Source organism: Nonomuraea sp. NPDC050383 (assembly GCF_044459125.1).
In the GTDB taxonomy this organism is placed as follows: Bacteria; Actinomycetota; Actinomycetes; order Streptosporangiales; family Streptosporangiaceae; genus Nonomuraea.
This window is the reverse complement of the sequence record NZ_JBITIP010000003.1, coordinates 110549-135070: the sequence shown is the minus strand read 5'-3', so window position 1 is coordinate 135070 and position 24522 is coordinate 110549. Positions and strand designations below refer to the sequence as shown.

Below are 24522 nucleotides of genomic sequence, written 5' to 3'. Positions count from 1 at the left end.
CTGAACAACGTTTTGTCCGAAACGGAGGCTCTGTGGAGATCGATCCCGGCTGGCTCGCGACTCAGGTCCGCGAGCCCAGCGCTCGCGGAGTCGCCACGTCCCTGATCGACCTGATCCGGGAGGGCGCGTTGCGTCCCGGCGCGCGCCTGCCGACGGTGCGGCAGCTGGCCCGCCTGCTCGGCGTCAGCCCGGGAACCGTCGCCGAAGCCTGGAGCGAGCTGCGCAAACACCGCATGATCAGCACCGACAGGCGGCGCGGGACCGTGGTGCTCGGGCCGCCCGGCGTGCAGCACCCCGCCCGGTACGAGCGGATCGGGAACTTCGGTGGCAGGCTCGCCATCGACCTGGCCATCGCCGCCCCCGACCGGACGCTGCTGCCGTCCCTCGGCGCCGCGCTCGCCGCCGCGGCCGCCACCGACGGCCTCAACGACTACACCCGCGAGACGATCACGCCCCGGCTGCGGGCCGCGGTCGAGCCCACCTGGCCGTTCCCCGCACAGTCCTGGCTCGCGCTCGGCGGCGGCTACGAGGGGCTCCAGCTCCTCCTCCAGACCACCGCACTGCCCGGAGACCGCGTCGCCATCGAGGAGCCGACGGCCGCCCGGCTGCTCGACATCCTGGAGCTGATCGGCGTCGAGGTGCTCCCGGTGGCCTGCGACGAGGACGGTCCCGTCCCCGCCGCGCTCGCCGAAGCCCTGCGGGCCAGCCCGGTGGCGTTCGTCCACCAGCCGCGCGGCCACTCGCCGTGCGGCCACGCCGTGTCCGCGGAGCGCTCGGCCGAGCTGGCCGAACTGCTCGCCCCCACCACCACCCTGGTCGTCGAGGACGACGGGATCGGCGACCTGTCGGTGGCGCCGCTGCACAGCATCGGCGCGCGGCTGCCCGGCCGTACGGTGCTGGTGCGCTCGTACTCGAAGTCACACGGCCCCGACCTGCGGCTCGCCGTCATCGGCGGGGCGGCCGACGCGGTGGAGCGGGTCCGGGTCCTGCGCAGCTACGGCACCGGCTGGAGCAGCCGGATCCTCCAGGACACCCTGGCCGGGCTGCTCGCGGACCCGGACGCGCGGGAGCTGGTGGAGCGGGCCCGCGAGACGTACGCCCGCCGCCGCGCCGCCCTCGCCGGGCGCCTCACCGCCCGCGGGGTCACGGTGGGCGGGCGGGACAGCCTCGTGCTGTGGGTGCCGGTCCACGACGAGCCGGAGGCCCTGGTCACGCTGGCGGCCCACGGCATCTCGGCCGCCCCGGGCAGCCGCTACCTGGTACGGCCAGGCCGCCCGCACATCCGCCTGGCGATCGCCCGGCTCACGGAGGACCCGGGGGAGCTGGACGACCTGGCGGACGTGATCGCCCTGGCCGCCAAACGCCCCGGCCCGGACCGGCACTGACCGGCACCGACCGGCACCGGCGGCGTCCCCAGCCGCGCCACCCGCCCGCCGGCACCGCTCACCGCCGGGCGGTGAGCACGGCGAGCGCGGCGGCGGCGAAGAAGGCGGCGCCGCCGACGACGACATGGGTGTGCAGACCGGTCACGAGATCGCCGCGCGCCACCAGCGTGCCGGCCAGGGCCACCCCGATCGCGCTCCCGGTCTGGCGGGCGACGTTGAGCACCCCGGACGCCGCCCCTCCGAGCTCGGCCGGCGCCGCCTCCAGGATCGCCGTGGTCGCCGCCGGCATCGTGAACCCGGTCCCGAAGCCGGTCAGCACCATCGGCGCCACCAGCGACAGGTAATCCGTCCCCTGACCCGCGGACAGCCAGCCGAGCAGGCCGATCCCGCCGATGACCAGCCCGCACGCCATCGGCGGGTACGGACCGGTGCGGGCGGCGATCCGGCCGCTCAGCGGCGAGGAGATCATCGGCGCCATCGCCATCGGGAGCATGGCCAGGCCGGTCATCAGGGGGTCGAGATGCCGTACCCGCTGGAAGAACAGCGGCACGAGGAACAGCAGCCCGTAGAAGCCGAGGTTGAGCAGCACGCCGATGACCGCCGGGCCGGAGAACCGCCGGTCGCCGAACAGGCGCAGCGGGAGCATCGGCGCGCGGGCCCGGCGTTCGAGCAGGAGGAAGGCCGGCAGCGCCAGCGCGAACAGGGCGAAGCCGCCCAGCACCGCCGGTGAGCCCCAGCCGCGCGCCCCGGCCTCGATCAGTGCCCAGGTCAGCCCGCCGAGCCCCAGCGCGCCCGTCACCTGGGCGGGTATGTCCAGCCCGGACCGGCCGCCGGACGCCGCGGGCGCCGGGACGTACCTCAGGGTCAGCAGGAAGCCCAGCAGGCCGAAGGGCACGTTGGCGTAGAACACCCACCGCCAGCCGACGGTGAAGACCAGCACGCCGCCGAGCACCGGACCGGCGGCGGCGGCGATCCCGGCGACCATGCCCCACACGCCGAACGCGCGCGCCCGCGACCCGCGGCCCGGGTAGGCGTCGCGCAGCAGCGCGAGCGACGCGGGCACCATCAGGGCGGCGCCGGCTCCCTGCACCAGCCTGGCCCCGACCAGCGCGCCGGCGGAGGGCGCCAGCCCGCAGCCGATCGAGGCGGCGGTGAACACCACCAGCCCGGTCAGGAACACCGGCTTGCCGCCGAACCGGTCGCCTAGCCCGCCGCAGAACAGCAGCAGCCCGGCGAACGCGAGCGTGTAGCCGTCGACCACCCACTGCAGGGCGGTCAGCCCGCCGCGCAGGCCGGTGCCGATGGCCGGAAGCGCGACGGTGACCACGGTGACGTCCAGGATGACCAGGAAATATCCGACGCAGACCGCGACCAGCGGCAGCCGGCCGGCTTTCGCGGCGAATGTGGTCTCGTTCCGTGTGGGGACCGTCATGACTCCAGTCTCGGCCCGAAGTACTACGGTGATCGCCGAAATGTCGTCGTTCTAGACTGGGACGCGTGTGGAACGCCGCAACGGAGACCGACATCGCCCACGTGGCGGCGGCCATCGGTGATCCGTCGAGGACCAGAGTGCTGCTCGCGCTCGCCGACGGGGGAGTGCTGCCGGCCAGCGCCCTGGCGGCCGAGGCCGGGGTGAGCATGTCCACGATCAGCGGCCACCTGACCAGGCTGCGCGAGGCGAAGCTGCTCACGGTCGAGCACGACGGGCGGCACCGCTTCTACCGGCTCGCCAGCACGGACGTGGCCCGGGCGCTGGAGGAGCTGGCCCGGATCGCGAGGCCGCTGCCGGTCCGGTCGCTGCGCGAGGGCGTGCGGGCGCAGGCCCTGCTGCGTGCCCGGCTGTGCTACGACCACCTCGCCGGACGGCTCGGCGTCGCCCTGCTGGCGGCGCTGGTGGACGACGGCGTCGTGGCCCATGCCGGCGGCGGTTACCGGATCACCCAGGCGGGCCTCGGCAAGCTGGAAGCCTTCGGCGTCGACGTCGAGGAGTTCTCCCGGCGGCGGCCGGCCATCCGGTACTGCGTCGACTGGGGCGAGAACCGCCACCACCTCGCCGGTGCGCTGGGCGCGGCCATGGCCGACCGGCTGTTCGCGCTGGAGTGGCTACGCCGGGGACGGGCCCGGCGGGTCGTCCACGTCACCGACACGGGCCGCGCCGGCCTGCACGAGACCTTCGGCGTGCCCCTCGACTGGGACAGCCCGCCGGCGCAGGCGGCTCAACCGGGCGGCTGACCGGTGGAGGTCCTCAGCGCCGCGCCCATGTCGAGCAGGCCGGCGTCGACGACGGCGCGGCCGAAGGGGCGGGCCAGCTCGGCCAGCCGCTCGCAGCCGTCCTCGCCGAGGACGCCGTAGGCGGGCAGGGCGAGGGCGTCGGTGCGGTCCTCGATGTGCTGACGCAGAGCCCTGCCCTCGGCGCTGAGCCCGTCGTCGGCGAGGAGGCCGCGCTCGCGGAGGCGTCCCTCCGCGGCGGCCCACTCGTCCTCCGGCCAGGCGCGGGTGACCCGGAGGACGGCGGAGGGCACCTCGCCGCCGGCGCCGTGCAGCACCAGTGCCTCCAGCCCGCTCACGCCCTCGCTGAGCAGCAGCGCGACGTGGCCGTCGCCACGGAACTCGCGCAGCAGCGTCTGAGCGTGCCACAGCAGGCGGATCGGCTCGTCCGGCCAGGGCAGGGCGGCGTGCGCGGCGAACAGCGGGCGGCCCTCCAGGTGGTCGCAGGCGGCGACGGCCGCCCGCCGCGCGAGGCCGGCCGCCTCGTCCAGGCCGGGCAGCTCGTGGATGCCCGCCCGGCGCAGGGCCTCGGCGGCGGCGTCGGCCCGGGCGGTCAGCATGTCCTCGGGGGTGACCACGTTCCAGGCGGCCGGCAGCGCCTGCCGGACGAGGGCGGGCCGGAAGTTGTAGAAGGTCGCGATGACCTGCTCGGCCGTGGCGCGCCCCAATGCCGCGCCCCGGGAGGCGAAGTACCCGGCCCTGCCCTTGAGCCCGAGCTCGGCGTAGCGGCGGGCCGCTTCGGGGACGAAATAGATCATGCCGTGGACCGGCTCCAGCCGCCGCCACGCCTGCCGTGCAGCCTTCATGCGTACCTTCCTTCTGAAAATGCGCAAACCGACCAGTCGGTGCACCGAACTTAGTTCTACGGTCGGCCCGGGTCAATGACCGGGTGGCTCTTCCGGAATCTGGGCACAACGCCTCAAAACGGTCATAACTCACAAATCCGGAGTTGTGTCATGTCGGTACCCAGCCGTGAGGTTCACCTGGTCGCCCGCCCCTCCGGCGAGCCCAAGCCGGCCGACTTCGCCCTCGTCGAGGCGACGCTCCCCGATCCGGGGCAGGGGCAGATCCTCGTGCGCAACGACTGGATGTCCGTCGACCCCTACATGCGCGGCCGGATGAACGACGTCAAGTCGTACGTCCCGCCGTTCCGGCTCGGCGAGGCCATGGACGGCGGCGCGGTCGGCACCGTCATCGCCTCCAACGCCGAGAGCGTGCCGGTCGGCGCGACCGTGCTGCACTCCGGCGGCTGGCGGGAGCACGCGGTCCTCGACGCCTCACAGGCGCGGGTCGTGGACACCGCGATCGCGCCGCCGCAGACCTACCTCGGCGTGCTCGGCATGGTCGGCCTGACCGCCTACGCCGGGCTCAAGGAGGTCGCGCCGGTCAAGGAGGGCGACGTCGTGTTCATCTCGGGCGCGGCCGGAGCCGTCGGGCTCATCGCCGGTCGGGTGGCCCGGCACCTGGGCGCGTCCAAGGTGATCGGCTCCGCCGGCGGCCCGGCCAAGACCAGGCGCCTGGTGGAGGAGTTCGGCTACGACGCCGCGATCGACTACCGCGCCGGGGACCTGCCCGGCCAGCTCGCGGACGCCGCGACCGACGGCATCGACGTCTACTTCGACAACGTCGGCGGCGACCACCTCCAGGCCGCCCTCGGCGCGCTCAACACCTTCGGCAGGGTCGCGCTCTGCGGCGCCATCTCCCAGTACAACGCCACCGAGCCCGTCCCCGGCCCCAACAACCTCTTCCTGGCCGTGGGCAAGCGGCTGACCCTGCGCGGCTTCCTCGTCCGCGACCACCAGCACCTGGCCGCCGAGTACGTCCCGCTCGCCGCCGCCTGGCTCCGCGACGGAACCCTGCGCAGCGAGGAGACGGTCGTCGACGGCCTCGACAACGCCGTCGACGCCTTCCTCGGCCTCCTCCACGGAGCCAACACCGGCAAGATGCTCATCCGCCTGAGCTCCTGAGCCGCTGCAGGCCGTCAGCTCCGGCAAGGGCCGGTCAGGCCGTGTGACAGGTCGTGCCGTTCAGGGTGAAGACCGGCGGCAGGAGGTTGGGGCCGGTGTACCCGGCGACGAAGCCCACGCTCACGCTGCCCCCGCCCGCCGCCAGCTTGCCGTTGGAGTCCAGGCTGGTGGCCTTGACCGTGCGGCCGTTCTGCTCCCAGTTCGCGTTCCAGCCGCCGTTCATCCGCTGCCATGCGGTCGGCCAGTCGAACGTGAGCGTCCAGCCGTCGATCGCGGCCGGCCCGGTGTTGGTGATGTCCACGGCCGCGACGTAGCCGCTGCCCCAGTCGCCGTTGGCGCCGAACCTCACCGTGCACGTGCTCGTGGCCGGGCTGCCGGTGGTGAACGTGAGCGGCGGCGAGGCCCAGCTCACGTTGCCGGCCGTGTCGCGGGCCAGCACGTTGACGGTGTACCGGGTGCCGGGGGTGAGGTTCGTGACGGTGAACGACGTGCCGGCGCTCTCGCCGAGCTGCTCGTCGGTCGCGCCGTTCTGCCGGTGGACCTCGTACTTGGCGACGGGGTGCGCGCCGGCGGCCGACGCCGTCCACGAGAGGGTGGCGGCGCGGTCGGTGACGCCGGAGGCGGCGGGGCGGCCGGGAGTTCCGGGCGCCCCGGTGGCCTGGCTCGCCGGGTGCAGCACGAGCGTGGTCAGCGAGTACGGCGGCAGTGTCCGGCTCCTCGCGCTGCCCGTCTGGCCCGTGGTGACGGTGGTGCCGCCGTTGACGTACGAGTACACGGTCGGGGCGGCGGCGGCCGGGGTGTAGCCGGTGTAGTCGATGGTGACCGTGCGGGCGTTGTCGGGGTCCTTGTTGACCAGCAGCACCGCGAGGTCACCGTTGCCCCGGCGCGCGGCGTGCGCGGTGACCAGCGGCTCGTCCGTGCCCGCCCGGACGAACTGGTCGCCGGGCCCGACGAAGGCGTTCATCATGGCCAGGCCGTGGTACGGCGCGAACGGCGTGTTCAGCGGCGGCTCGCAGGTCGTGCCGTCGGCCAGGCAGGTGCCGCTGGACAGCAGGCCGAAGTCGCCGTAGTCGGTCTGGCCCGCCACCGTCGAGACCGTGCCGATGCCGTTGTGGACGTTCCACCACTGGACCGTGAAGACGCCGCTCTCCAGCAGCCCGCTGTAGGCGTCGGCGAGGAACAGCGCGCCCGGCTGGGTGTTCTGGCCCACCCCCACGTTCATCTCGGTCAGGCTGATGCCGATGCGCCCGGCGCCGGCCGGGGCGTACCGGGTGATCTGCTCGCGCGTCGCGTGCACCATGTCGGTGATCTGCTCCGGCTTGGCCAGCGCCTCGGCGGCCGTGCTGCCGCCCGGGTACCAGTGCACGTCCACGAAGTCGATCTTCGATCCGGCGACGGACAGCACGGTCTGGTTCCACGTGGCCGGGTCGCCGCCGGCGACGATGCCGTCCGGCCAGTTCCCCGGCGCGGTGAGCACCGCGCCGACCTTGATGCCGGGGTCCATGGCCTTCATCGCGTCGGCGAAGGCGACGACGCCGTTGGCGTACGCCGTGGGGCTCTTGTCCGCGTGCTCGTCCGCCTCCCAGTCGGCGCCGTAGTGGCCGTTGCCGTAGTTCTCGTTGCCGACGGTCCAGTACGTGGCCCCGTACTTCTTGGTCACGTTGGCGTACCGGACCCAGTCGGCCGCCTCCTCGGGGGTCCCGGTGCCGTAGTTGGCGATGATCATCGGCTGTGCGCCCGTCCGCCGTACGGAGGCCATGAAGGTGTCGAAGTCGGTCCCCGGGGCGACGTAGCCGCCGGGCGCGGTGTGGTCCTTCCAGTGGTAGATGTCGCCGTAGGAGCCGCCGGGATAGCGGACCATCCGCACCCCCGCGCCCTTCAGCAGGTCCGACACCGCCGTGGTGCCCAGCTCCTTGTCCCAGATGGCGTCGTTCACCCCGAGCCCGGTGTCGGGCATGGCCGCGAGCCCCGCGCGGGCGTTCACGGTGACGCTCACCGGCGCGGCGGCCGCGCTCGCGGCCGTGCTCGCCCCGGCCGTGCTCGCTCCGGCCGTGTCCGGCCCGGCGAGAGCGAGGGCGCCCAGGAGCACCGTCGAGGCGGTGGCGGCGCAGAGACGGCGAGTCCTCATGGGGGTCCAATCGACGCACGTTGCTCGAAGTCGCCTCATGCTGGGTTCGCCCGGTCCGCCTGTAAAGGACCGCTCCCCGTGGTGCGGGGGTCCCGTACCGCATGACGCCGGTAGAGGCGCGGGAGCCCGCACCCCGGCCGTGAAAGTTTCAGCGGCGCGCCGAGGTGGCGGACACGCCCCCGGCCGCCGCGTTGACGCCCCCGCCGCAGCTCCCTAGCGTGCGGGCCACCCGGAGCCTGAGGAGGCCGCGCGGCGATGAGGACGACGACGAAGGTCATGGCGGTGCTCATCACCCTCGCGGTGGCGGTCTGCGGCTGGCTCGCCTCCGCGCTCCCCACGTCGGCGGCGGCGCTGACCGAGGTGACCGGCTTCGGGGCGAACCCGACGAACCTCCGCATGTACGAGTACGTCCCGGCGAGCGTCACCGCGCGCCCGGCCGTCCTCGTGGCCGCCCACTACTGCGGCGGCTCGGGCCCGGCGATGCACTCCGGCACCGAGTTCGCGTCGCTGGCCGACCGGTACGGCTTCATCGTCGTGTACCCGTCGGTGACGCGCAGCAGCCTGTGCTTCGACGTCTCGACACCGGGCGCCCTGACCCACAACGGCAACAGCGACCCGGCGGGCATCGTGTCCATGGTCCAGTGGGAGATCCAGCACCGGAACGCCGACGCGAGCCGCGTGTACGCCACGGGCCTGTCGTCGGGCGCGATGATGACGAACGTCCTGCTCGGCGACTACCCGGACGTGTTCAAGGCCGGGGCGGCGTTCGCCGGCGTACCGTTCGGCTGCTTCGCCACCACCGACGGCTCGATGTGGAACAGCACCTGTTCGAGCGGCAACCTCATCAAGACCCCGCAGCAGTGGGGCGACCTGGTCCGCGCCGCCTACCCCGGCTACACCGGGCCGCGCCCGCGCATGCAGGTCTGGTACGGCACGAACGACACCACGCTGAACTACGCCAACTTCGGCGAGCAGCTCAAGCAGTGGACGAACGTGCTCGGCGTCAGCCAGACCCCGGCGCTCACCGACCACCCGCAGCCCGCGTGGACCCGCACCCGCTACGGGAGCACCGGCGTCACGGCCCCGGTCGAGGGGATCAGTGTCGAGGGCGGCACCCACAACATCCTGGTCTCCGGGATGGCCGCGATGGCCCTCGACTTCATGGGCCTCACCACGGGCGGGCCGACCCCCACGCCGACCCCCACGCCCACCCCGACCGTCACCCCCGCCCCGGGCGCGTGCCGCGTGGCCGTCACCACCAACGCCTGGAACACCGGCCTGACCGCGACGCTCACCGTCACCAACACCGGCACCGCGCCCGTCAACGGCTGGTCCCTGACCTTCACCCTCCCGGCCGGTCAGGCCATCACCAGCGGCTGGAACGCCACCTACACCCCCGCCACCGGCAGGGTGACCGCCGCCAACCTGTCCTACAACGCGACCCTGGCGCCCGGCGCCTCGACCAGCATCGGCTTCCAGGCCACCCACACGGGCGACAGTGCCAAGCCCACGGCGTTCACCCTCAACGCCTCTCCTTGCACGGTCGCCTGACGGGCGCGCAGGTCCGGCGTCCGTCAGCTCGCAAGCCACCTGAAAGCGGTATGACGGACATTGCGGTCAGCTACGAGAGAGAGGAACTCTCCATGAAGATCGCACGCCCCCTGGTGGCCCTGTCCGGTCTCGCCGCAGCACTCATCGCGTTCACCCCCGCCGCCCAGGCCGCCGCGGCCACCCCCTGGGGCCCCTCCTACGCGCCGGGCCACGCGGCCAAGGCCCTCGGCACTCTGACCGCCTCCGGAGAGGACCACGCCGACATCCCGGCGGCCGACACCGTCACGATCACCGGGAAGCTCACCGACTCCACCCGCGCCACCTCCACCTGCGGCTGGGCCGTCTTCCGCATCACGTACCGGGACTCTTCGAACAACCTGCCGTTCAAGCACCACAGCGTCCGCGACTGCTCGTACGGCACCCCGAAGCGGTTCTCCTTCAGCCACCACGACGTCTACCAGGTCGAGTTGAAGGTCTGCGCGCAGCCCAGCGGCGCCACCCGCCCCTCGGACACCTGCCTGTACGCGGGCACCTGGAAGGTCCTGTACCTGTCGAAGTAGGACCGGGTCAGGCCGTCAGGGAGTGGACGGCGCGGACCTCCGTCACGGTGAACTCGTCCACGATGTGCCGGTTCTGCACCAGGAACCCGACCAGGCCCGCCACCGCCTCCACGCCCCGCTCCGCGCGGGCCTGGCCCGTCAGCAGGAAGATCAGCGGAGTGGACGGCTGGTCGATCGCGAAGTGGCGGTTGTGGCGGTGCACATCGTGCAGGGCCCTGATCGGGATCGGCCGGGGGGAGGTGAACCACACCGCCACCTCCCACACCGGCAGCGCCGGATCCGCCTCGGCCTCCACGGCCTCCTGATAACACGCGACACAGCCCTGCCCCGCGTGCCGGCCGTGGAGGCAGGTCCAGTGCTCGACGTCCGCCGGAAGCTGGGGGCGGGTGCCGAGGATGGCCGTCTCGGTCACGCGGCGCCGTGGCCGGGGTGTTGGGGATGAGGTGAAGTATTCGCTGATGATGCATCCTCGCGCGTCGTTGGCCGTACGGCCACCATACGCCCGGACGGGAGATTCGAGCGGATCTCGGCAGGATGATGACAGGTGTCCGGCCGGAGTCGTCACCCGCCGTGGGGCCGTTCTCCGTCCCCGCCGGCGCGTCGGGCCGTCAGGCGGCCGGGATCCGGCCAGTGCACGCCGTACGCCCAGCCCGCGGCCTCGAGCCAGCGGATCAGCCGCGCGCTCGGGTCGAGCTGCCCCTTGAGCACCCCGTGACGCGCGCAGGTGGGCTCCACGTGGTGCCAGTTGTGCCAGCCCTCGCCGAGGGTCAGCATCGCCACCCACCACACGTTCGAGGAGCGGTCCCGGGTACGGAACGGCCGGTCGCCGAAGGTGTGCGCGACCGAGTTCACCGACCACGTGACGTGGTGGACCACGGCGTAGCGGACCAGCCCGCCCCAGAAGAACGCGGTCCACGCGCCCGCCCACGACATCGACCACAGCCCGCCCGCCACGGCCGGCAGCGCGAACGACAACGCCACGACCGCCGGATAGGCGGCGTCGAAGCGCCGCACGTCCGGATCGGCCAGCAGGTCGGGCACCCAGTGCCGGGGGCTGGAGCGCCGGCGCGCGGTCCAGAACCAGCCCACGTGGGCGTGCGCCATGCCACGCAGCAGGGCCAGGCCGTCGTCGCCGTACCGCCACGGCGAGTGCGGGTCGCCCTCGCGGTCGGCGTACTTGTGGTGACGCCGGTGCTCGGCCGTCCACAGGGTGACCGGGCCCTCGACCGCCATGCCGCCGGCCAGCATGAGCGCGACGCGCAGCGGCCTGCGGCACCTGAACGCCCGGTGGGTGAACAGCCGGTGGTAGCCGATGGCGATCCCGAAGATGCTGACCAGGTACATCACGACCGCGATGACCACGTCCCGCGGCCCGATGCCCCATCCCCAGGCGGCGGGCACGGCGAGGCCCAGCAGCAGCACGGGGAGCACCACGAGGACGACCAGGTAGACGGTCCGGCGGCCGGTGGTGACCGTCACCGTCTCCGCCGTGCCCGAGCCCGAGCCCGTGCCCGAGCCCGGCTGCGGGGTGGCCGACGAGGTCACGCTACCTCCCATGATCGCGAAGACGGATGCGGCTCCTCATTGAACGGCCGCCTCCCCGGATCCCGGCAATGGCTCCGGAGTGACGTTCCCGTCACTTAGTGGAGTCATAGCACTGCACACCGTAGCCATGAGCCGGTGGGCCGTCCCTGTCTAGATTGTGGCTACACAACGTGATGATCTCTGTTCGCTCCGGCTTCAGACGGAAGGGTCCACGCATGGGTGCTGTCGGTCAGACGACCACGGGCGGCTATCTGGAGAGGTACGACGAGGCGCTGGCCCGCGACCCGACGTCCGCGTTCGGCCTGGTCCGCGAGTGGATGCGCACGGACTGGCGCACCCTGTTCGCCGAGCTCCGCGAGCGGCGGCCGATCTTCGTCACGCCCGCCTTCACGGTCGTGACCCGCTTCGCCGACGTCACCGAGGTGCTCTCCCGCGAGTCGGTCTTCTCGGTGCGCGCCTTCGCCCCGCGCCTCGACGCCGCGCTGGGCGGCCCGTTCATGCTGGGCCGGGACGCCACGGCGATGAACTGGCGCGACAAGGGCCTGATGCGGGTCATGCTCGACCCGCGCGACGTGGACGGCGTGCGCGAGCTGGCCGGGCGCCTGGCCGACGAGGCGCTGGACGCCGCCTGGCCGGACGGCCGCGTCGAGGCGGTCCACTCGCTGTTCCGCCACGTCGCGCTGGGCGTCTGCGCGGAGTACTTCGGCTTCCCCGGCCCCGACGCGCAGACCCTGTCCCGGTGGACCCGGGCCATCGTCACCGACGGCTTCGCCAACTTCCTCGGCGATCCGGACGTCCAGTCCGCGTCGGTCCAAGCGGGCGCGGAGATGACGGCGTACCTGCGCGGCCGGCTCGCCGAGCTCAGGGCCGCGCGGCTGGCGGGACACGACCTGCCCGACACCGTCTTCGGCCGGCTCGCCGGCACCACCCTGCCCGCCGGGATCGGCGTGGACGACGAGCGCGTCATCGTCAACATGGCCGGCCTGCCGCTGGGGTTCGTGGAGAGCGCGCCCGGGGCCATGGCCGAGGCGGTCGAGCAGCTCCTGCTGCGCCCGCCGGTGCTGGCGCGGGCCGTCGAGGCGGCCCGCGACCCCGACCCCGCCCGCTTCGACGGGTACGTCTGGGAGGCGCTGCGGTTCAACCCGTTCTTCAAGCTGCTTCCCCGGCTGTGCGAGCACGACCACGTCCTGGCCGCGGGCACTCCGCGCGCGACGCCGATCCCCGCTGGCACGTTCGTGCTGGCCGCGCCGGCCTCGGCCATGTTCGACGCGGACGTGGTGGCGGAGCCCGACGAGTTCCGGCTCGACCGGCCCGGCCACCAGCAGCTGTTCTTCGGCCACGGCCACCACGCCTGCCTCGGCGTGCATCCCGCCAGGGTCGTCGTCTGCGAGGTCCTGCGCCGCCTGCTGCTGCGCCCCGGTGTGCGCCTGCTGCCACCGCCGGAGGGCCGGGTCGCCCGCTCCCACGGGATCTTCCCCGACCGCTTCGTCCTGGGGCTCGGCCCCGAAGGGCAGGAATGATGACGACGGCACGGACCATCGCCACCGACGGGGCCGTCAACCGGCTCAGGTTCCTGGCGCTGACCAACGGCCGGCCGTTCTGGGACCTCGTCCAGGCCGTCCAGCCCCTGCGGCGGCGCCTCAACGCCTCGCTGATCGACCACGCGATCCGCGAGATGCCCCCACGGCCCGAGCCGCTGAGCACCATGGCCGGCTACACGTCCTGGGCCTCGCTGACCGACCGCACCTACAGCGGCAGGCACCTGCCCCCGGCCGTCGCGTCCGAGGACGGCCGGCCCAGCCCCGAGCGGGCCGCCGAGCTGTTCACCCGCGGCGAGACCATGATCCCCTGCCCGCGCTCCACGGTGCTGTTCGCCTACTTCGCCCAGTGGTTCACCGACGGCTTCCTGCGCGGTGACGTCAACATCCCGCGCGACCCCCGCAAGAACAGCTCCAACCACCACATCGACCTGAACCAGGTGTACGGCCTCCACGAGGACGCGACGGCGGCGCTGCGCGCGTTCGACGGCGGGCTGCTCAAGAGCCGGATCGTCGGCGGCGGGGAGTTCCCGCCCCAGCTGTGCGAGAACGGCAAGATCAAGCCGGAGTTCGCCCCGCTGAGCGTCATCCGCTTCGACGAGCTGACCGACGCCCAGCGCGACACCCTGTTCGCGACGGGCAGCGACCGCGGCAACATCCAGCTCGGCTTCACCATGCTCACGGTGCTGTTCCTGCGCGAGCACAACAGGGTGGCGCGCCTGCTCGCCGAGAGCCACCCGCGCTGGGACGACGAGCGGCTGTTCCAGACGGCCCGCAACGTCCTCATCGTGCTGCTGATCAAGCTGGTGGTCGAGGAGTACATCAACCACATCACGCCCTACCACTTCCGCTTCACCCTCGACCCGCGGCTGTCGTCCGTGCTGGCCCGCGCGCCCTGGCACCGCGAGAACTGGGCCTCGGTCGAGTTCAACCTCGTCTACCGCTGGCACAGCCTGATCCCGTCCCGGCTCTCCGTGGGCGGCCACGAGCTGCCGATGGAGCAGACCCTGCTCGGCGGCGCGCTGATCCCCGAGCACGGCCTTGGCCGGCTCTTCGAGGATGCCTCCCGCCAGCGCGCCGGCCGCATCGGACTGTTCAACACCGATCCCTTGCTGAGGGAGGTCGACGCGGCCAGCATCGCCGACTCGCGGACCCTCGCGCTGGCCTCCTACAACCGCTACCGCGAGCACTGCCGCTTCCCCCCGGTGCGCCGTTTCGAGCAGGTCTCCGGCGACGAGCGGGTCAGCGGCGCGCTGCGGGAGCTCTACCGGAGCGTGGACGACCTCGACCTGTACGTCGGCCTGTTCGCCGAGGAGCCCGGCGCTCCCGGCGCCATCCTGCCGCCGCTCCTCACCAAGATCATCGCCATCGACGCCTTCTCCCAGGCGCTGACGAACCCCCTGCTGGCCCCGCGGGTGTTCAACGCCGCGACCTTCTCGCCGACCGGCCTGCGGGTCATCGCCACCACGAGATCGCTGTCGGACGTGCTGCACCGCAACGTCCCGGAGGATCCCCGGCCCCGCTTCGTCAGCATGTCGTGGGGCGCGGATCGGTGAGCGGCGAGACCGGCCCGGCGCCGGAGCCGCTGCGCGCCGCGGCCCGCGAGCTGGCCGACATCGGCGTCGTGATCCGGGATGCGGCGGTCCACGCCACGGCCGCGCTCACCGACGGCGCCGCCCTCCGCGCCCTGCCGAGCGCGCCCTCGGCCGGCTGCCGGGCCCACGGCGCGCTGCTGCGCGCGATCACCAACGGCCGCGGCCTCGGCTACGCGCCCGCCGGCGGCAGGCTGGGCGCCCTGGCCGCCTCGCTCGGCACCCTGGCGGGCGCCGAGAGCCTGGCCGTGCGCGTGCTGGCCACCTCGCTGCGGCTGCGGATCGCCGCCGTCGCCGCCGACCACCCCGAGCTGACCGGCGACCCCATGCTCGACCGGCTGATCGAGGCCGCCGCCGCCGACCGGGACCTGGAGGCCGTTCGCGCGCTGCGCGCGCTGCTCAGGGACCGCGGCGCGGTGCGCGTGCTGAGCCAGCTCGCCCCGGTCTTCGGCGAGGTCCTCGCCCTGCGGGCGCTGCTGGACGAGAACCCGCTCAACGACGCGACCGCCTGGCTGATCGCCACCGGAACGGGCTTCGCCACGGCCGACCCGATCACCGGCATGAGCAACCGGGCCGTCGCCGCCCTCGACACGGGGGAGGGGGCCGCGCGCCGGATCGAGCTGGCCGAGACCGAGTCCGCGCGACTGGCCGCGAAGGGTTCCCTCCTCGGCTTCCTGCGCAACATCAGCGCGGTCGGCACGACGGGCCGGATGCTCATCCAGAGCGTCGAGGGCCCCGACGGGGTGGTGCGCCACGTCGTCCAGGCGCCCGGCATGCGGGCGGGCCGGCCCGACCACGACTCGCCCCAGGACCTGCTGGGCGCCTTCAGCAGCGCCGTGCTGGCCCGCAGCCCCTACAGCCGTGCCGTGGCGCTGGCCGTCGCCGACTACGGCCTGCCCCAGGGCGCCGAGCTGGCCCTCATCGGGCACAGCGCGGGCGGCGCCGCCGTCATGAACCTTGCGCAGGACGCGGGATTCTGCGCCCGCTACACCGTCACCCACGCCGTCGCGGTCGGCTCTCCCGTCGACTTCAAGCGGCCCGCCGACCCGCGCACCTGGGTCGCCAGCGTCACCAACCAGCACGACATCGTCCCCACCCTCGACGGGCAGGGCGCGGGCGGCTGCTTCGACCTGCACCCCGACTGGTACGTGGTGGACTACGCCGACCCCACGCACCTGTTCCCGCTCTGCCACAGCGTCGAGCGCTACATCGCCAACCTCGCCGACGACCTCCCCGAGGCCCGTGACCGGATCGACGGGCGCCTCGCGCCCTACCGGGGAGCGGTGGTGCGCACGCAGGCGTACCAGCTGTTCGACCGGGCTCCCCGGCCCGAGGGGTTCCCGTTCCTCGCCGTGCCCACCCACACGGTGCCGGGCCCGGAGGGGCCCGTGGAGCTGCCGATCAGGTGCGAGGACGGCAGCGCCCTCACGGCGTACTTCGCCGCGGACGCGGGCGCGGCGGCGGCGCTGCTGAAGGGCACCGGGCTGGGCCCGGCCGTGCGGGTGGCCGGCCGCGCCGTCGTCGCCGTGCACGCCGCCTGGAACCGTCGTACGAGCGTGGGCGCCTACCGCGAGCTGCACCTCGGCGTCGTCGTGCCCGGCCCGTGGCGGTCCCGGCCGGTGCTCGTCTGGCCGGATCTGCCGCGGGGCGCCGACCGGCGGCGCTCGGGTGGATTCCTGGCCGGCTCCGTGGTGGACGCCGCCGCCGTCTCCGCGCTGGGGCCGCGGTTGTGGGGTGGGGAGCCGTACCTGGCGCCGCTGGAGTTCGAGCTGACCGCGAGGTCGGTGCGTGTCGCCGTCGGCGCTCCCGGGGGCCGGCTGCTCACCCTGCGCGGGCGCCTCGGCCCCGGACTGCCCGTGGGCGATCGCGACCTGGTCGGCTACGCGCGCGCGGCGGACACGACGCTGCGCTCGTGCGTGCGCACCCGCGGCGCGGCCCGTCTGCATCCCGTTCCACGGCTGCGGCTGGCCGTCGAGCCGCGCTCGGCCGATCCGCTGGCCCGCCGGTTGCGCGAGCTGGGCCTCGACGGCGCGCGCCCGCTGCTGTGCCTGTCGGCCACCACCCGCCAGACGCTCCGGGACGCCGCCGTCCCGGTGCCGGCTCCCTGACCGGAGGACCGATGCCCGCCGATCCCACGACGCCCGCGGAGAGTCCGGTGCCCCGGAGATCTCCTGTGATCGCCGCCCATGCCGTGGTCCTGGAGTCCGACGCCCGCGCGCTCGCCGAATGCGCCGAGCGTCTGCGCGCGATCGAGGCCGGGCTGAAGGCCGCCGGCGTCGCGCCGCCCTGGCTGTGCCAGGCCGTCGAGGCCCACGTGACCGCCTGCGCGACGGCCGCCGCCGACCTCGCCACGGCGGCGGCCCGCCTGCGCCGCTACGCCGGGACGGCGCGCCCCTGACGCAGGGGGCGTACCACAGCCCAGACGAGGGCGCCCACCGCGAACCCGTAGACCGCCACCAGCCCGTGCCCGTTGTCCTGCGCGAACCACAGCGCCAGCCCGAGCGCCGGCGCCGCGAGCGCGAGCAGCCTCTCCTTGGGGGCGCGGGCGCGCAGCAGCAGGGCGCCGGCCAGGGTCGCGGCGAGGAAGTACGTCGCCCCGGAGCTGCCGGCGAAGTTGCGGGGATCGGTGCTGTCGCTCGCGAGCCCGAGCAGGGCGTCGATGTGCTCCGGCAGGAGCGCGCCGGCCAGGAACAGCGCGAGCATCAGCGGGCCGCTCCAGAACCATGCGGCCAGGACGGCGATGACGGCCAGGGTGACGATGTTCCAGGCCGCTCCGCTGACGCCGCCGTTCTGCATGAAGACCGAGGTGACGCCCCGCCACCAGCCCGTCTTGCTCGGGTCGGCGTCCAGGGCCGCCATCGCCCCGTGCCAGGACGCCTGGATCGCCACCCCGGCCACGGCCACGGCGGTCAGCCCCACGGCGGACCAGGGGATGGGGCGCCGTCCTGCCGTCTCCGGCCCCACCAGGGTTCGCGCGCAGGTGAACATGAGCACCAGCAGCGCGGCCGTGGTCACGTTGAACAGCAGTACGTCCATCCGGCCGCCTCTTTCAAACAGTGTTTGAATTCTCTGCGCCGACTCTAGCGCTGCCGGCGCCGCGATTCAAACGCTGTTTGAAAAGCGCGCTAGGGTGAGCGGCGTGAAGCTGACCACGGATCGGATCGTCGACGCGGGCATGGCCGCCTTCGCCGAGGTGGGCTACCAGGGCCTGTCCATGCGGCAGGTGGCCGAGCGGCTCGACGTGCACGCGGGGAGCCTCTACTACCACGTGCGCAACAAGAGCGCCCTGCTGCGGCTCATGGCGGACCGGGTGGCCCGGCAGGCGTACGACGCCGGCACGGAGGCGCTGGCCGCCCTGCCGGAGGAGGCGGACTGGCGCCGGCGCGTCGAGGTCCAGGTCGTCACGCTGCGCGAGAGCATCAAGCGGCACGCCGGCGGGGCGATCCTGCTCGCCGGCAGCCCCAAGGTGCTCAGCGCGGGGGCGCTGTCCCTGATGGAGCGGCTGCTGCGGACCCTGGCCGACGCCGGCGTGCCGGCCGAGGACCTCATCGTCGTCGCGGACACGCTGCTCAGCCATGTCACCGGGTTCGTGCTGCAGGAGCAGAGCGAGTCGCAGACCCCCGCCATCGGCGAACAGGAGCTCGCCGACCTCCGCGCCCGCTATCCGCTGACCGTCGCCACCGCGCCGATCCACGACCAGGACGAGAGGTTCCTCCGCAGCGTGCGGTTGATCTGCGCCACGGTCCGGGCTCGCTGCGAAGGGTGGGGATGCGAGTGTGCCGCCGTACCTCGAAGCATGCCGGAGGTTGAGCTGCGTCACGAGACGGAGTGAAGTGGCCGGTTGATGCCGTAGGCACCCGAAGGGCGGAGCGGAGCGACGTTTGCCGGCGACTGCACGGCCCCCTACATGATCATGAGAAACCCGGCACCGGGAGGAGTCGTCCCGATGCTGGGTTACTTGTGCGCTCTGGGGGCGGTCAGAGCAGAGGCGCGTCAGCGGACGCGGGCGCAAGTGGCGGGGACGTACCCCTTGTTGACCTCGAAGCCGAATTCGTCGCGCGTGGGCTTGATATTGACCTGGAACCAGTTGCGACCGCTTGCTCCGCACTTGGGCGTGTACGAATTGCTGCCGTTGCCGCGGACGAACTGGCAGGAAGTGAGAACGCTTCTAGTCTTGCGCGTCTGCAACACCTCCGCGTTGTTGTGGGCGAACTCTCGGACACCGACGTTGGATCCCGTGATGACGATCTGGCGGCAGGCAGAGGCGGCGGGTGCCTGGCTCTGCGCCTGGGCGCCGGCGGGAACGGTTATGAGAACGAATGCGGCGGCGAGGACCGGCGCGGCGATGGTGGTACGGGTGGTTAACATGGCGCTCCTTGTCTCGGAAAGGAATTGCCTGTGTGGGGATGTACGGGGGCGAGCGTGAGCTGGGTTCAAGGGTTTGTGAGAAATATGAGGAAAGTTCGATTTCGAGAAACCGCTGTTTCCGGAAAGGGCAGTACAGAAAGGGGAGGTTTCCGGAAACGAGAGTTTCACAGTGACGCGCTGCGTGATGTCGGATTTCCGGAAAGCGCGGTGTCCAGATGGGGAGTCCCCGGCACGGTGGGCCGCCGCGGTTGCGCCTGCGGCCGGCGCCGGACAGGGCGGCGGCCTCCTGGAACCGGCCCGCGGCCGGCTCCCTCCGGCCCTGCCCGGCCAGCTCCTCGAACCGGTGCGCGTCCACGTCGTCGGCCCGTACGGGCAGCCGGTAGCCTCCCGCCACCAGCTCCACCGTCCCCACCCCAACCAGGGCCCTGCGCAGCCGGGACACCAGCCCCTGCAACGCCGCCCGGAGTTGCATCCCGTACCCAGGTACAGGGTTACCGTCGAGCACAGACACGTTCACGGCCACTGGAGGTATCCATGGAATGGGCGCCGGCGGAATGCACTCTGCCGACCGAGGAACGCCCGCTGCGCGTGGCGGAGTTCGACGAGCTGTTCGCGGCGGCCCTGCGGGGGCTGGAGCGGATCGGACCGACGCACCTGCGGCTCGCACTGGACGGCGGGGCCCAGGTGGAGGAGACCACGCGCGGCCTGACCGCCAGGGAGACGAGCTGCTGCTCCTTCTTCACCTTCTCTCTCACCACCGGCTCTCGCACCGCTGACGGCGCGCGGCTGGTCCTGGACGTGAAGGTGCCCTCCGCCCATGCCGGCGTGCTCGACGGCCTCCAGGCTCGCGCGCTCCGCAGCGCGCCGTGGGTCTCGCAGTGAACGGCGGGTGGCTGCGCACCGGCGAGGTCGCCAGGGCCGTAGGGGTCAACGCGCAGACGTTGCGCTACTACCATCGGCGTGGCCTGCTACGAGAGCCGCGCCGGACCTACGGCGGCCATCGGCTGTATCCGCCGGAGACCGTGGTCGCGCTGCGTGCGATCAAGGCGGCCCAGAAGCTCGGCTTCACCCTGGACGAGATCGCCGACCTCGGCATTGCCGGGCACGGTCTGCTGGTGCGGGCGCCGGCGAAGCTCGCGGAGGTCGAGCGGCGGATCGAGGACCTCCGAGCAGTCCGGGAGACGCTGATCCAGGCGGTGAACACCGGATGCGACGATCTGGTGGCGTGCGCCACGAGCCCGCACTGCCCGCTGCCGTTCGCCGAGCGGGATCGGCTTCCCGGCGGCGATCCCCTACAGTCGGATTCGTGACGGTCGCGCGCTCTCTCCTGCTGTTCGTGCTCGCGGCGCTCGCCGAGATCGGCGGGGCCTGGCTGATCTGGCAGGGAGTCAGAGAGCAGCGCGGGCTGCTGTGGATCGGCGCCGGGGTGATCACCCTCGGCCTGTACGGGTTCGTCGCCACGTTGCAGCCGGACGCCCACTTCGGCCGCATCCTCGCCGCCTACGGAGGCGTGTTCGTGGCGGGCTCCCTGCTGTGGGGCGTGGTGGTGGACAAGTTCCACCCGGACCGCTGGGACGTCATCGGCTCGGCCATCTGTCTCATCGGCGTCCTGGTGATCATGTACGCCCCCCGCGGCTGAGCCTGTCCAACAGGCCCTCGAAGAGCGGGCGACCACTCCCTCACCCCGCATCGGCGCTGCCGTCACCGCCCGAGGCGGACACCAGCTCGGCGATGTAGTCGGAGACAGCGGCGACGGTCGGCTGCCGCCACAGCAGGGTCGTCGGCAGCGAGCATCGGAACCGTTTCTCCAGCCGCCGCCGGACGACCACCGTCAGCACCGAGTCCAGCCCCTGCTCGATCAGCGGACGGTGCGGCGACAGGTCCGTGGGGGCCAGCCGCATCTCCTCGGCGATCTGCGCGCCGACCTCCTCCAGCAGGAACGCGCGCAGCTCCGCAGGCCCCAGGGCGGCGATGGATTCGGCGGGCCGCACGCCGTCGGCGCCGTTCTCGGCGGGGGCCGGCGCGTCGATCAACGGGTACCGCAGTCCCGACAGCCAGCCGACGACGGCGCCGGCGCGGTCGGTCACCCGTACCTGCACCGTGTCGGTGCGCTCGGGGTCGAGCCACACCTCGATGTCCACCATGTCCGGTGGCTCTCCGACCGTGACCAGCCGATCCACGTGCGTCACCATGCGAAGCAGCGGGTCGCCGGGGAACGCGCTCGGCGCCACCGACATCGCCGCGTCCAGGACGGGCGCCCACGTGGCGGCCGGCCCGCACCGTACCCGGGCGCGCAGTGCGCCGTGGCCGCGCAGCAGCTCCTCGACCGTCCAGTCGAACCCGGTTCCGGGTACGCCCACGGCGGCGAGCCGCTGCATGACCAGGTCCGGATCCGCCGGCGGGATCAGCTGCGCCGGATGAGCCGGCGCCTCTCCCGGCGAGGCGGGCACCGTGGCGGTGGCGATCATCTGCCAGGCGGCGTCCGGTTCGCCCGCGGCACGGGCGGCCAGCCGCAGCCCGGTTCCCTGCCGTACGACCTGGACCTCGCGGCGCTCGGCGGTCAGCAGCGGCGCCGACATCGTCACCTCACCGAGCACCTGACCACCGGCGGCGGCGAAGAAGGTCGCCGCGAGCACCGCGGCCGGCACGATCTCCACGCCCTCGATGGCATGGCTGCCGGGATAGGGCCGGGTCTGGTCGTCCACGCCGGTCCGCCACAGCCGTATGTCGGTGCCCGCGAGATCGACGCCGTCGCCGAGCAGCGTGTGCGTGTCCGGATCGTGGCCGCGACCGGCCATGTCGGGGGCCGACGGCGTCCGCCAGTGCCTGCGGTGCTGCCAGGGGTATGACGGGAGCACGACCGGCCCGCCGGACGGCTGCAGCCGATGCCAGTCCACATCCAGGCCGGCGCAGTGTGCTTCGGCCACGCCGGCCAGCAGGGTGGCCCGGGTGGGACGGTTCCGCCGCAACGACGCGCCGACGAAGACGTCGTGCCCGGCCGTGCTCAGCGTGTCCAGCACCGAGTGGGTGACCACCGGGTGAGGGGAGAGCTCGACGAACGAGCGGTATCCGTCGGCGGCGGCCGCCGCGACCGCGTCCGTCAGGCGCACCGGCCGGCGCAGGTTCGCCGCCCAGTACGCGCCGTCGAAGCCAGGGGCCGCCCGTGGATCGTCCAGCGCCGTCGAGTAGACGCGGATGTCGGGGGCGCCGACGGCGAGGTCGGCCGCGGCGGCGGTCAGGTCGGCCAGGAGCGGATCCATCTGCGGCCCGTGGAACGCCACGTCCGAGGTGACCCGGCGGGCCGGGATCCCCTCCTCGATCCAGCCGGCCAGCACCTCGGCCACGGCGTCCGGATCGCCGGAGACGACCGTCGAGCCGGGCGACGACGCGATCGCGGCGACCACGTCGGTACGGTCGCCCAGCAGCCGCGTCGCCTCGGCGAACGGCAGCTGCACCATGGCCATCGCACCACGACCGGCGACCTGTCGCAGCAGCCGGGACCTGCGGCAGATCAACCGGGCGCCGTCCAGGCGGCTCAGCGCCCCGGCCGTCACGGCGGCGCCGATCTCACCGACCGAATGACCGATGACCGCGTGCGGACGCACCCCGTACTGACGCCACAGCTCGACGAGGCCGAGCTGCATCGCGAAAATCATGGTCTGGACGCGGTCCACCTCGGTCAGCTCGTCCTCGGTGAGGGCCTCCCGTGGCGAGAAGCCGATCTCGGCGGCGAACACCGGCTCCAGCTCGTCGATCACCGCGGCGAACGCCGGCTCGGTGGCCAGCAGCTCGCGGCCCATGCCGGCCCACTGCGAGCCGTGTCCGGAGAACACGAACACCGGGCCGGGACCGGGATCGACGAGCACCTGCCCGGTGGTCACCGCCTTGTGCGCGGCGCCGGTCGACAGGGCGCGCAGCCGGTCGGCCAGCGCGGCCGGGCTCTCCGCCGCCACCACCGCCCGGTGGGACAGGTGGGCTCGGCGCAGCGCGAGCGTGTGCCCGACGTCGGCCGCCGGCAGGTCGCCGACGACGCCGGCGAGGTTGCCGGCGGCCTGCAGCAACGCCGCCCGCGACGCGGCCGACACCGGATACAGCCGGCCCGCGGGGCCCTCGGCCGGCGGCCCGGCCGGCGGGGCCTGTTCGAGGACGACGTGGGCGATGGTGCCGCCGTAGCCGAAGGCGGAGACCGCGGCCCGGCGCGGATGCGCGGAGCCCGGCCACGGCGTCGGCTTGTCGACCACGCGCAGCCCGGCGCCCGCCCAGTCGACGGCCGGAGTGGGCGTGTCGAGCCGGCTCGGCGGAAGCTCGCCGCGTTCGAGCGCCAGGACGGCCTTGACCAGGCCGGCGATGCCGGCGGCACCCTCAAGGTGACCGATGTTGGACTTGGCCGAACCGATCAGGCACGGCTGCTCCGCCGGCCTGCCCTTCCCGTACACGGCGCCCAGCGCGCCGGCTTCCAGGGGATCGCCTATCGCGGTGCCGGTGCCGTGCGCCTCGACGTAACCGACCGTCTCCGGCTCGACGCCCGCCTGCCGCAGCGCGCGGCGCATGACGTGCTCCTGCGCCTGGCCGCACGGCGCCATGATGCCCGCGGTGCGACCGTCCTGGCTGACCGCGCTGCCACGGATGGTGGCGAGGACCCGGTCCCCGTCCCGTACGGCGTCGGCGAGCCGCTTGAGCACCACGACCGCCGCGCCCTCGCCCCGCCCGTACCCGTCGGCGGCGGCGTCGAACGACTTGCTCCGCCCGTCCGGTGCCAGCGTGCCGGCGGCGTCCAGGGTCAGCGTCTCGCCAGGGGACAGGATCAGGTTGACCCCGCCGGCCAGCGCCACGTCGGTCTCGCCGGCTCGCAGGGCCTGCACGGCCAGATGGACGGCGACCAGCGACGCCGAGCAGGCCGTGTCCACCGCCAGGCTCGGGCCGCGCAGGTCGAGCGCGTACGACACACGGTTGGCCACCGCGCAGGTGGCGGCGCCGATCCCGGTCCACGCCTCGATGTCGGGCAGGTCCTCCAGCAGCCGATGCCCGTAGTCGCCGGTGCAGACGCCCACGTACACGCCCGCGTCCGTGCCGGCGAGTCTGTCCGGCGACACCCCGGCGTGCTCCAGCGCCTCCCACGCGGTCTCCATCACGAGGCGCTGCTGCGGGTCCATCAGCTCCGCCTCGCGCGGCGAGAGCCCGAAGAACTCCGCGTCGAAGTCGGCGGCCCCGTCCAGGAAGCTGCCGTGCGCGAGGGTCCGCCGTACCGCCGCCGCGTACGAGGGGCCGCGCTCGGCGTAGTCGCGCCAGCGGTCGGCGGGCGCCGGTCCGCTGGCGTCCCTGCCCTCGCACAGCAGGCTCCAGTACTCGTCCGCCGAACGGACGCCGCCAGGCAGGCGGCAGCCGATCCCGATCAGCGCGATCATTTCGGCCGGTCGATCCATCACACATCGCCTCCCTGAATCCGAGCCCACCTGGGCGACTCGAGAAGCGCCACGACGGCGCCCGAGACGGTCACGCACGTGCCGCCGTCGAGGGCGTCTCCCACGCACGCGAGCAGGGAGTTCCACGGATTTCCGCCGACAACCGAGGCCTGTGCATGCGAATACGCCATCAACACCTCTGCTGGGGAAGGAACGAG

At 73.3% G+C, this 24522-nt stretch carries 21 protein-coding genes; 13 read left to right on the top strand and 8 right to left on the bottom strand.

The annotated features are described in order from the left end of the window. Positions 1 to 32 precede the first annotated feature (32 nt). Positions 33 to 1385: an aminotransferase class I/II-fold pyridoxal phosphate-dependent enzyme gene (locus ACIBG4_RS08920; RefSeq protein WP_397201347.1), complete on the top strand. Its 1353-nt coding sequence runs from the start codon at positions 33 to 35 to the stop codon at positions 1383 to 1385. 58 nt (positions 1386 to 1443) lie between these two features. Here ACIBG4_RS08920 and ACIBG4_RS08915 read toward each other — a convergent pair whose 3' ends face one another. Further along, positions 1444 to 2817, bottom strand: a complete 1374-nt coding sequence (locus ACIBG4_RS08915) for an MFS transporter (RefSeq protein WP_397201346.1) — start codon at positions 2815 to 2817, stop codon at positions 1444 to 1446. Between the two features lie 65 nt (positions 2818 to 2882). Between ACIBG4_RS08915 and ACIBG4_RS08910 the strand changes: the two genes are divergently transcribed. Further along, positions 2883 to 3617 (top strand): ArsR/SmtB family transcription factor, encoded by a 735-nt coding sequence (locus ACIBG4_RS08910; RefSeq protein ID WP_397201345.1) that lies wholly within the window; start codon positions 2883 to 2885, stop codon positions 3615 to 3617. Here ACIBG4_RS08910 and ACIBG4_RS08905 read toward each other — a convergent pair. Continuing rightward, a complete protein-coding gene (locus ACIBG4_RS08905; protein WP_397201344.1) occupies positions 3602 to 4459 on the bottom strand; it encodes a hypothetical protein in 858 nt (285 codons plus the stop codon). The two genes, ACIBG4_RS08910 and ACIBG4_RS08905, sit on opposite strands and share 16 nt — an antisense overlap. Positions 4460 to 4609: 150 nt before the next feature. Here ACIBG4_RS08905 and ACIBG4_RS08900 point away from each other — a divergent pair, with 150 nt between their 5' ends. Beyond that, positions 4610 to 5620 (top strand): NADP-dependent oxidoreductase, encoded by a 1011-nt coding sequence (locus ACIBG4_RS08900; RefSeq protein ID WP_397201343.1) that lies wholly within the window; start codon positions 4610 to 4612, stop codon positions 5618 to 5620. A 34-nt stretch (positions 5621 to 5654) separates the two neighbouring features. Here ACIBG4_RS08900 and ACIBG4_RS08895 read toward each other — a convergent pair whose 3' ends face one another. After that, entirely contained in the window at positions 5655 to 7748 is a 2094-nt protein-coding gene (locus tag ACIBG4_RS08895; RefSeq protein ID WP_397201342.1) for a cellulose binding domain-containing protein, read from the bottom strand. 255 nt (positions 7749 to 8003) lie between these two features. Here ACIBG4_RS08895 and ACIBG4_RS08890 point away from each other — a divergent pair, with 255 nt between their 5' ends. Then, complete coding sequence (locus tag ACIBG4_RS08890; RefSeq protein WP_397201341.1) at positions 8004 to 9299, top strand: PHB depolymerase family esterase; 1296 nt, start codon at positions 8004 to 8006, stop codon at positions 9297 to 9299. Between the two features lie 92 nt (positions 9300 to 9391). After that, positions 9392 to 9859, top strand: a complete 468-nt coding sequence (locus ACIBG4_RS08885) for a hypothetical protein (RefSeq protein ID WP_397201340.1) — start codon at positions 9392 to 9394, stop codon at positions 9857 to 9859. A gap of 7 nt (positions 9860 to 9866) precedes the next feature. On the opposite strand, the gene ACIBG4_RS08880 is transcribed toward ACIBG4_RS08885, so the two are convergent. Next, positions 9867 to 10271, bottom strand: coding sequence for a hypothetical protein (locus tag ACIBG4_RS08880; RefSeq protein WP_310716948.1), 405 nt, complete (start codon positions 10269 to 10271; stop codon positions 9867 to 9869). Between the two features lie 149 nt (positions 10272 to 10420). Further along, a complete protein-coding gene (locus ACIBG4_RS08875) occupies positions 10421 to 11404 on the bottom strand; it encodes an acyl-CoA desaturase (protein ID WP_397201339.1) in 984 nt (327 codons plus the stop codon). A 215-nt stretch (positions 11405 to 11619) separates the two neighbouring features. Between ACIBG4_RS08875 and ACIBG4_RS08870 the strand changes: the two genes are divergently transcribed. From ACIBG4_RS08870 to ACIBG4_RS08855, 4 genes are all read left to right on the top strand, one after another. Beyond that, a complete protein-coding gene (locus ACIBG4_RS08870) occupies positions 11620 to 12924 on the top strand; it encodes a cytochrome P450 (protein WP_397201338.1) in 1305 nt (434 codons plus the stop codon). Next, entirely contained in the window at positions 12921 to 14498 is a 1578-nt protein-coding gene (locus tag ACIBG4_RS08865) for a peroxidase family protein (RefSeq protein ID WP_397201337.1), read from the top strand. Before ACIBG4_RS08870 ends, ACIBG4_RS08865 begins: the two co-directional genes overlap by 4 nt. Next, positions 14495 to 16642, top strand: a complete 2148-nt coding sequence (locus tag ACIBG4_RS08860) for a hypothetical protein (RefSeq protein ID WP_397201336.1) — start codon at positions 14495 to 14497, stop codon at positions 16640 to 16642. Before ACIBG4_RS08865 ends, ACIBG4_RS08860 begins: the two co-directional genes overlap by 4 nt. 65 nt (positions 16643 to 16707) lie before the next feature. Next, the gene (locus ACIBG4_RS08855; RefSeq protein ID WP_397201335.1) at positions 16708 to 16932 is read left to right on the top strand and encodes a hypothetical protein; all 225 of its coding nucleotides are present in this window, start codon (positions 16708 to 16710) and stop codon (positions 16930 to 16932) included. On the opposite strand, the gene ACIBG4_RS08850 is transcribed toward ACIBG4_RS08855, so the two are convergent. After that, positions 16908 to 17570 (bottom strand): hypothetical protein, encoded by a 663-nt coding sequence (locus ACIBG4_RS08850; protein ID WP_397201334.1) that lies wholly within the window; start codon positions 17568 to 17570, stop codon positions 16908 to 16910. The two genes, ACIBG4_RS08855 and ACIBG4_RS08850, sit on opposite strands and share 25 nt — an antisense overlap. A 103-nt stretch (positions 17571 to 17673) precedes the next feature. Here ACIBG4_RS08850 and ACIBG4_RS08845 point away from each other — a divergent pair, with 103 nt between their 5' ends. Then, a complete protein-coding gene (locus ACIBG4_RS08845) occupies positions 17674 to 18366 on the top strand; it encodes a TetR/AcrR family transcriptional regulator (protein WP_397201333.1) in 693 nt (230 codons plus the stop codon). A gap of 161 nt (positions 18367 to 18527) precedes the next feature. Here the strand turns inward: ACIBG4_RS08845 and ACIBG4_RS08840 are convergent, their stop codons facing one another. Beyond that, on the bottom strand, positions 18528 to 18902 hold the full coding sequence (locus ACIBG4_RS08840) for a hypothetical protein (RefSeq protein ID WP_397201332.1): 375 nt from the start codon (positions 18900 to 18902) through the stop codon (positions 18528 to 18530). A 534-nt stretch (positions 18903 to 19436) separates the two neighbouring features. Here ACIBG4_RS08840 and ACIBG4_RS08835 point away from each other — a divergent pair. Genes ACIBG4_RS08835 through ACIBG4_RS08825 form a run of 3 tightly spaced genes read left to right on the top strand, consistent with a single transcriptional unit; the run spans position 19437 to position 20541 of the window. Further along, a complete protein-coding gene (locus ACIBG4_RS08835; RefSeq protein ID WP_397201331.1) occupies positions 19437 to 19784 on the top strand; it encodes a hypothetical protein in 348 nt (115 codons plus the stop codon). Continuing rightward, positions 19769 to 20212 carry a MerR family transcriptional regulator gene (locus ACIBG4_RS08830; protein ID WP_397201330.1) on the top strand — a complete coding sequence of 148 codons (444 nt, stop codon included), beginning with the start codon at positions 19769 to 19771 and terminating at the stop codon, positions 20210 to 20212. The genes ACIBG4_RS08835 and ACIBG4_RS08830 overlap by 16 nt, the downstream gene beginning before the upstream one ends. Beyond that, entirely contained in the window at positions 20209 to 20541 is a 333-nt protein-coding gene (locus tag ACIBG4_RS08825) for a YnfA family protein (protein ID WP_397201329.1), read from the top strand. The genes ACIBG4_RS08830 and ACIBG4_RS08825 overlap by 4 nt, the downstream gene beginning before the upstream one ends. Before the next feature lie 40 nt (positions 20542 to 20581). On the opposite strand, the gene ACIBG4_RS08820 is transcribed toward ACIBG4_RS08825, so the two are convergent. Then, a complete protein-coding gene (locus ACIBG4_RS08820; RefSeq protein WP_397201716.1) occupies positions 20582 to 24325 on the bottom strand; it encodes a type I polyketide synthase in 3744 nt (1247 codons plus the stop codon). Between the last annotated feature and the right edge of the window lie 197 nt (positions 24326 to 24522).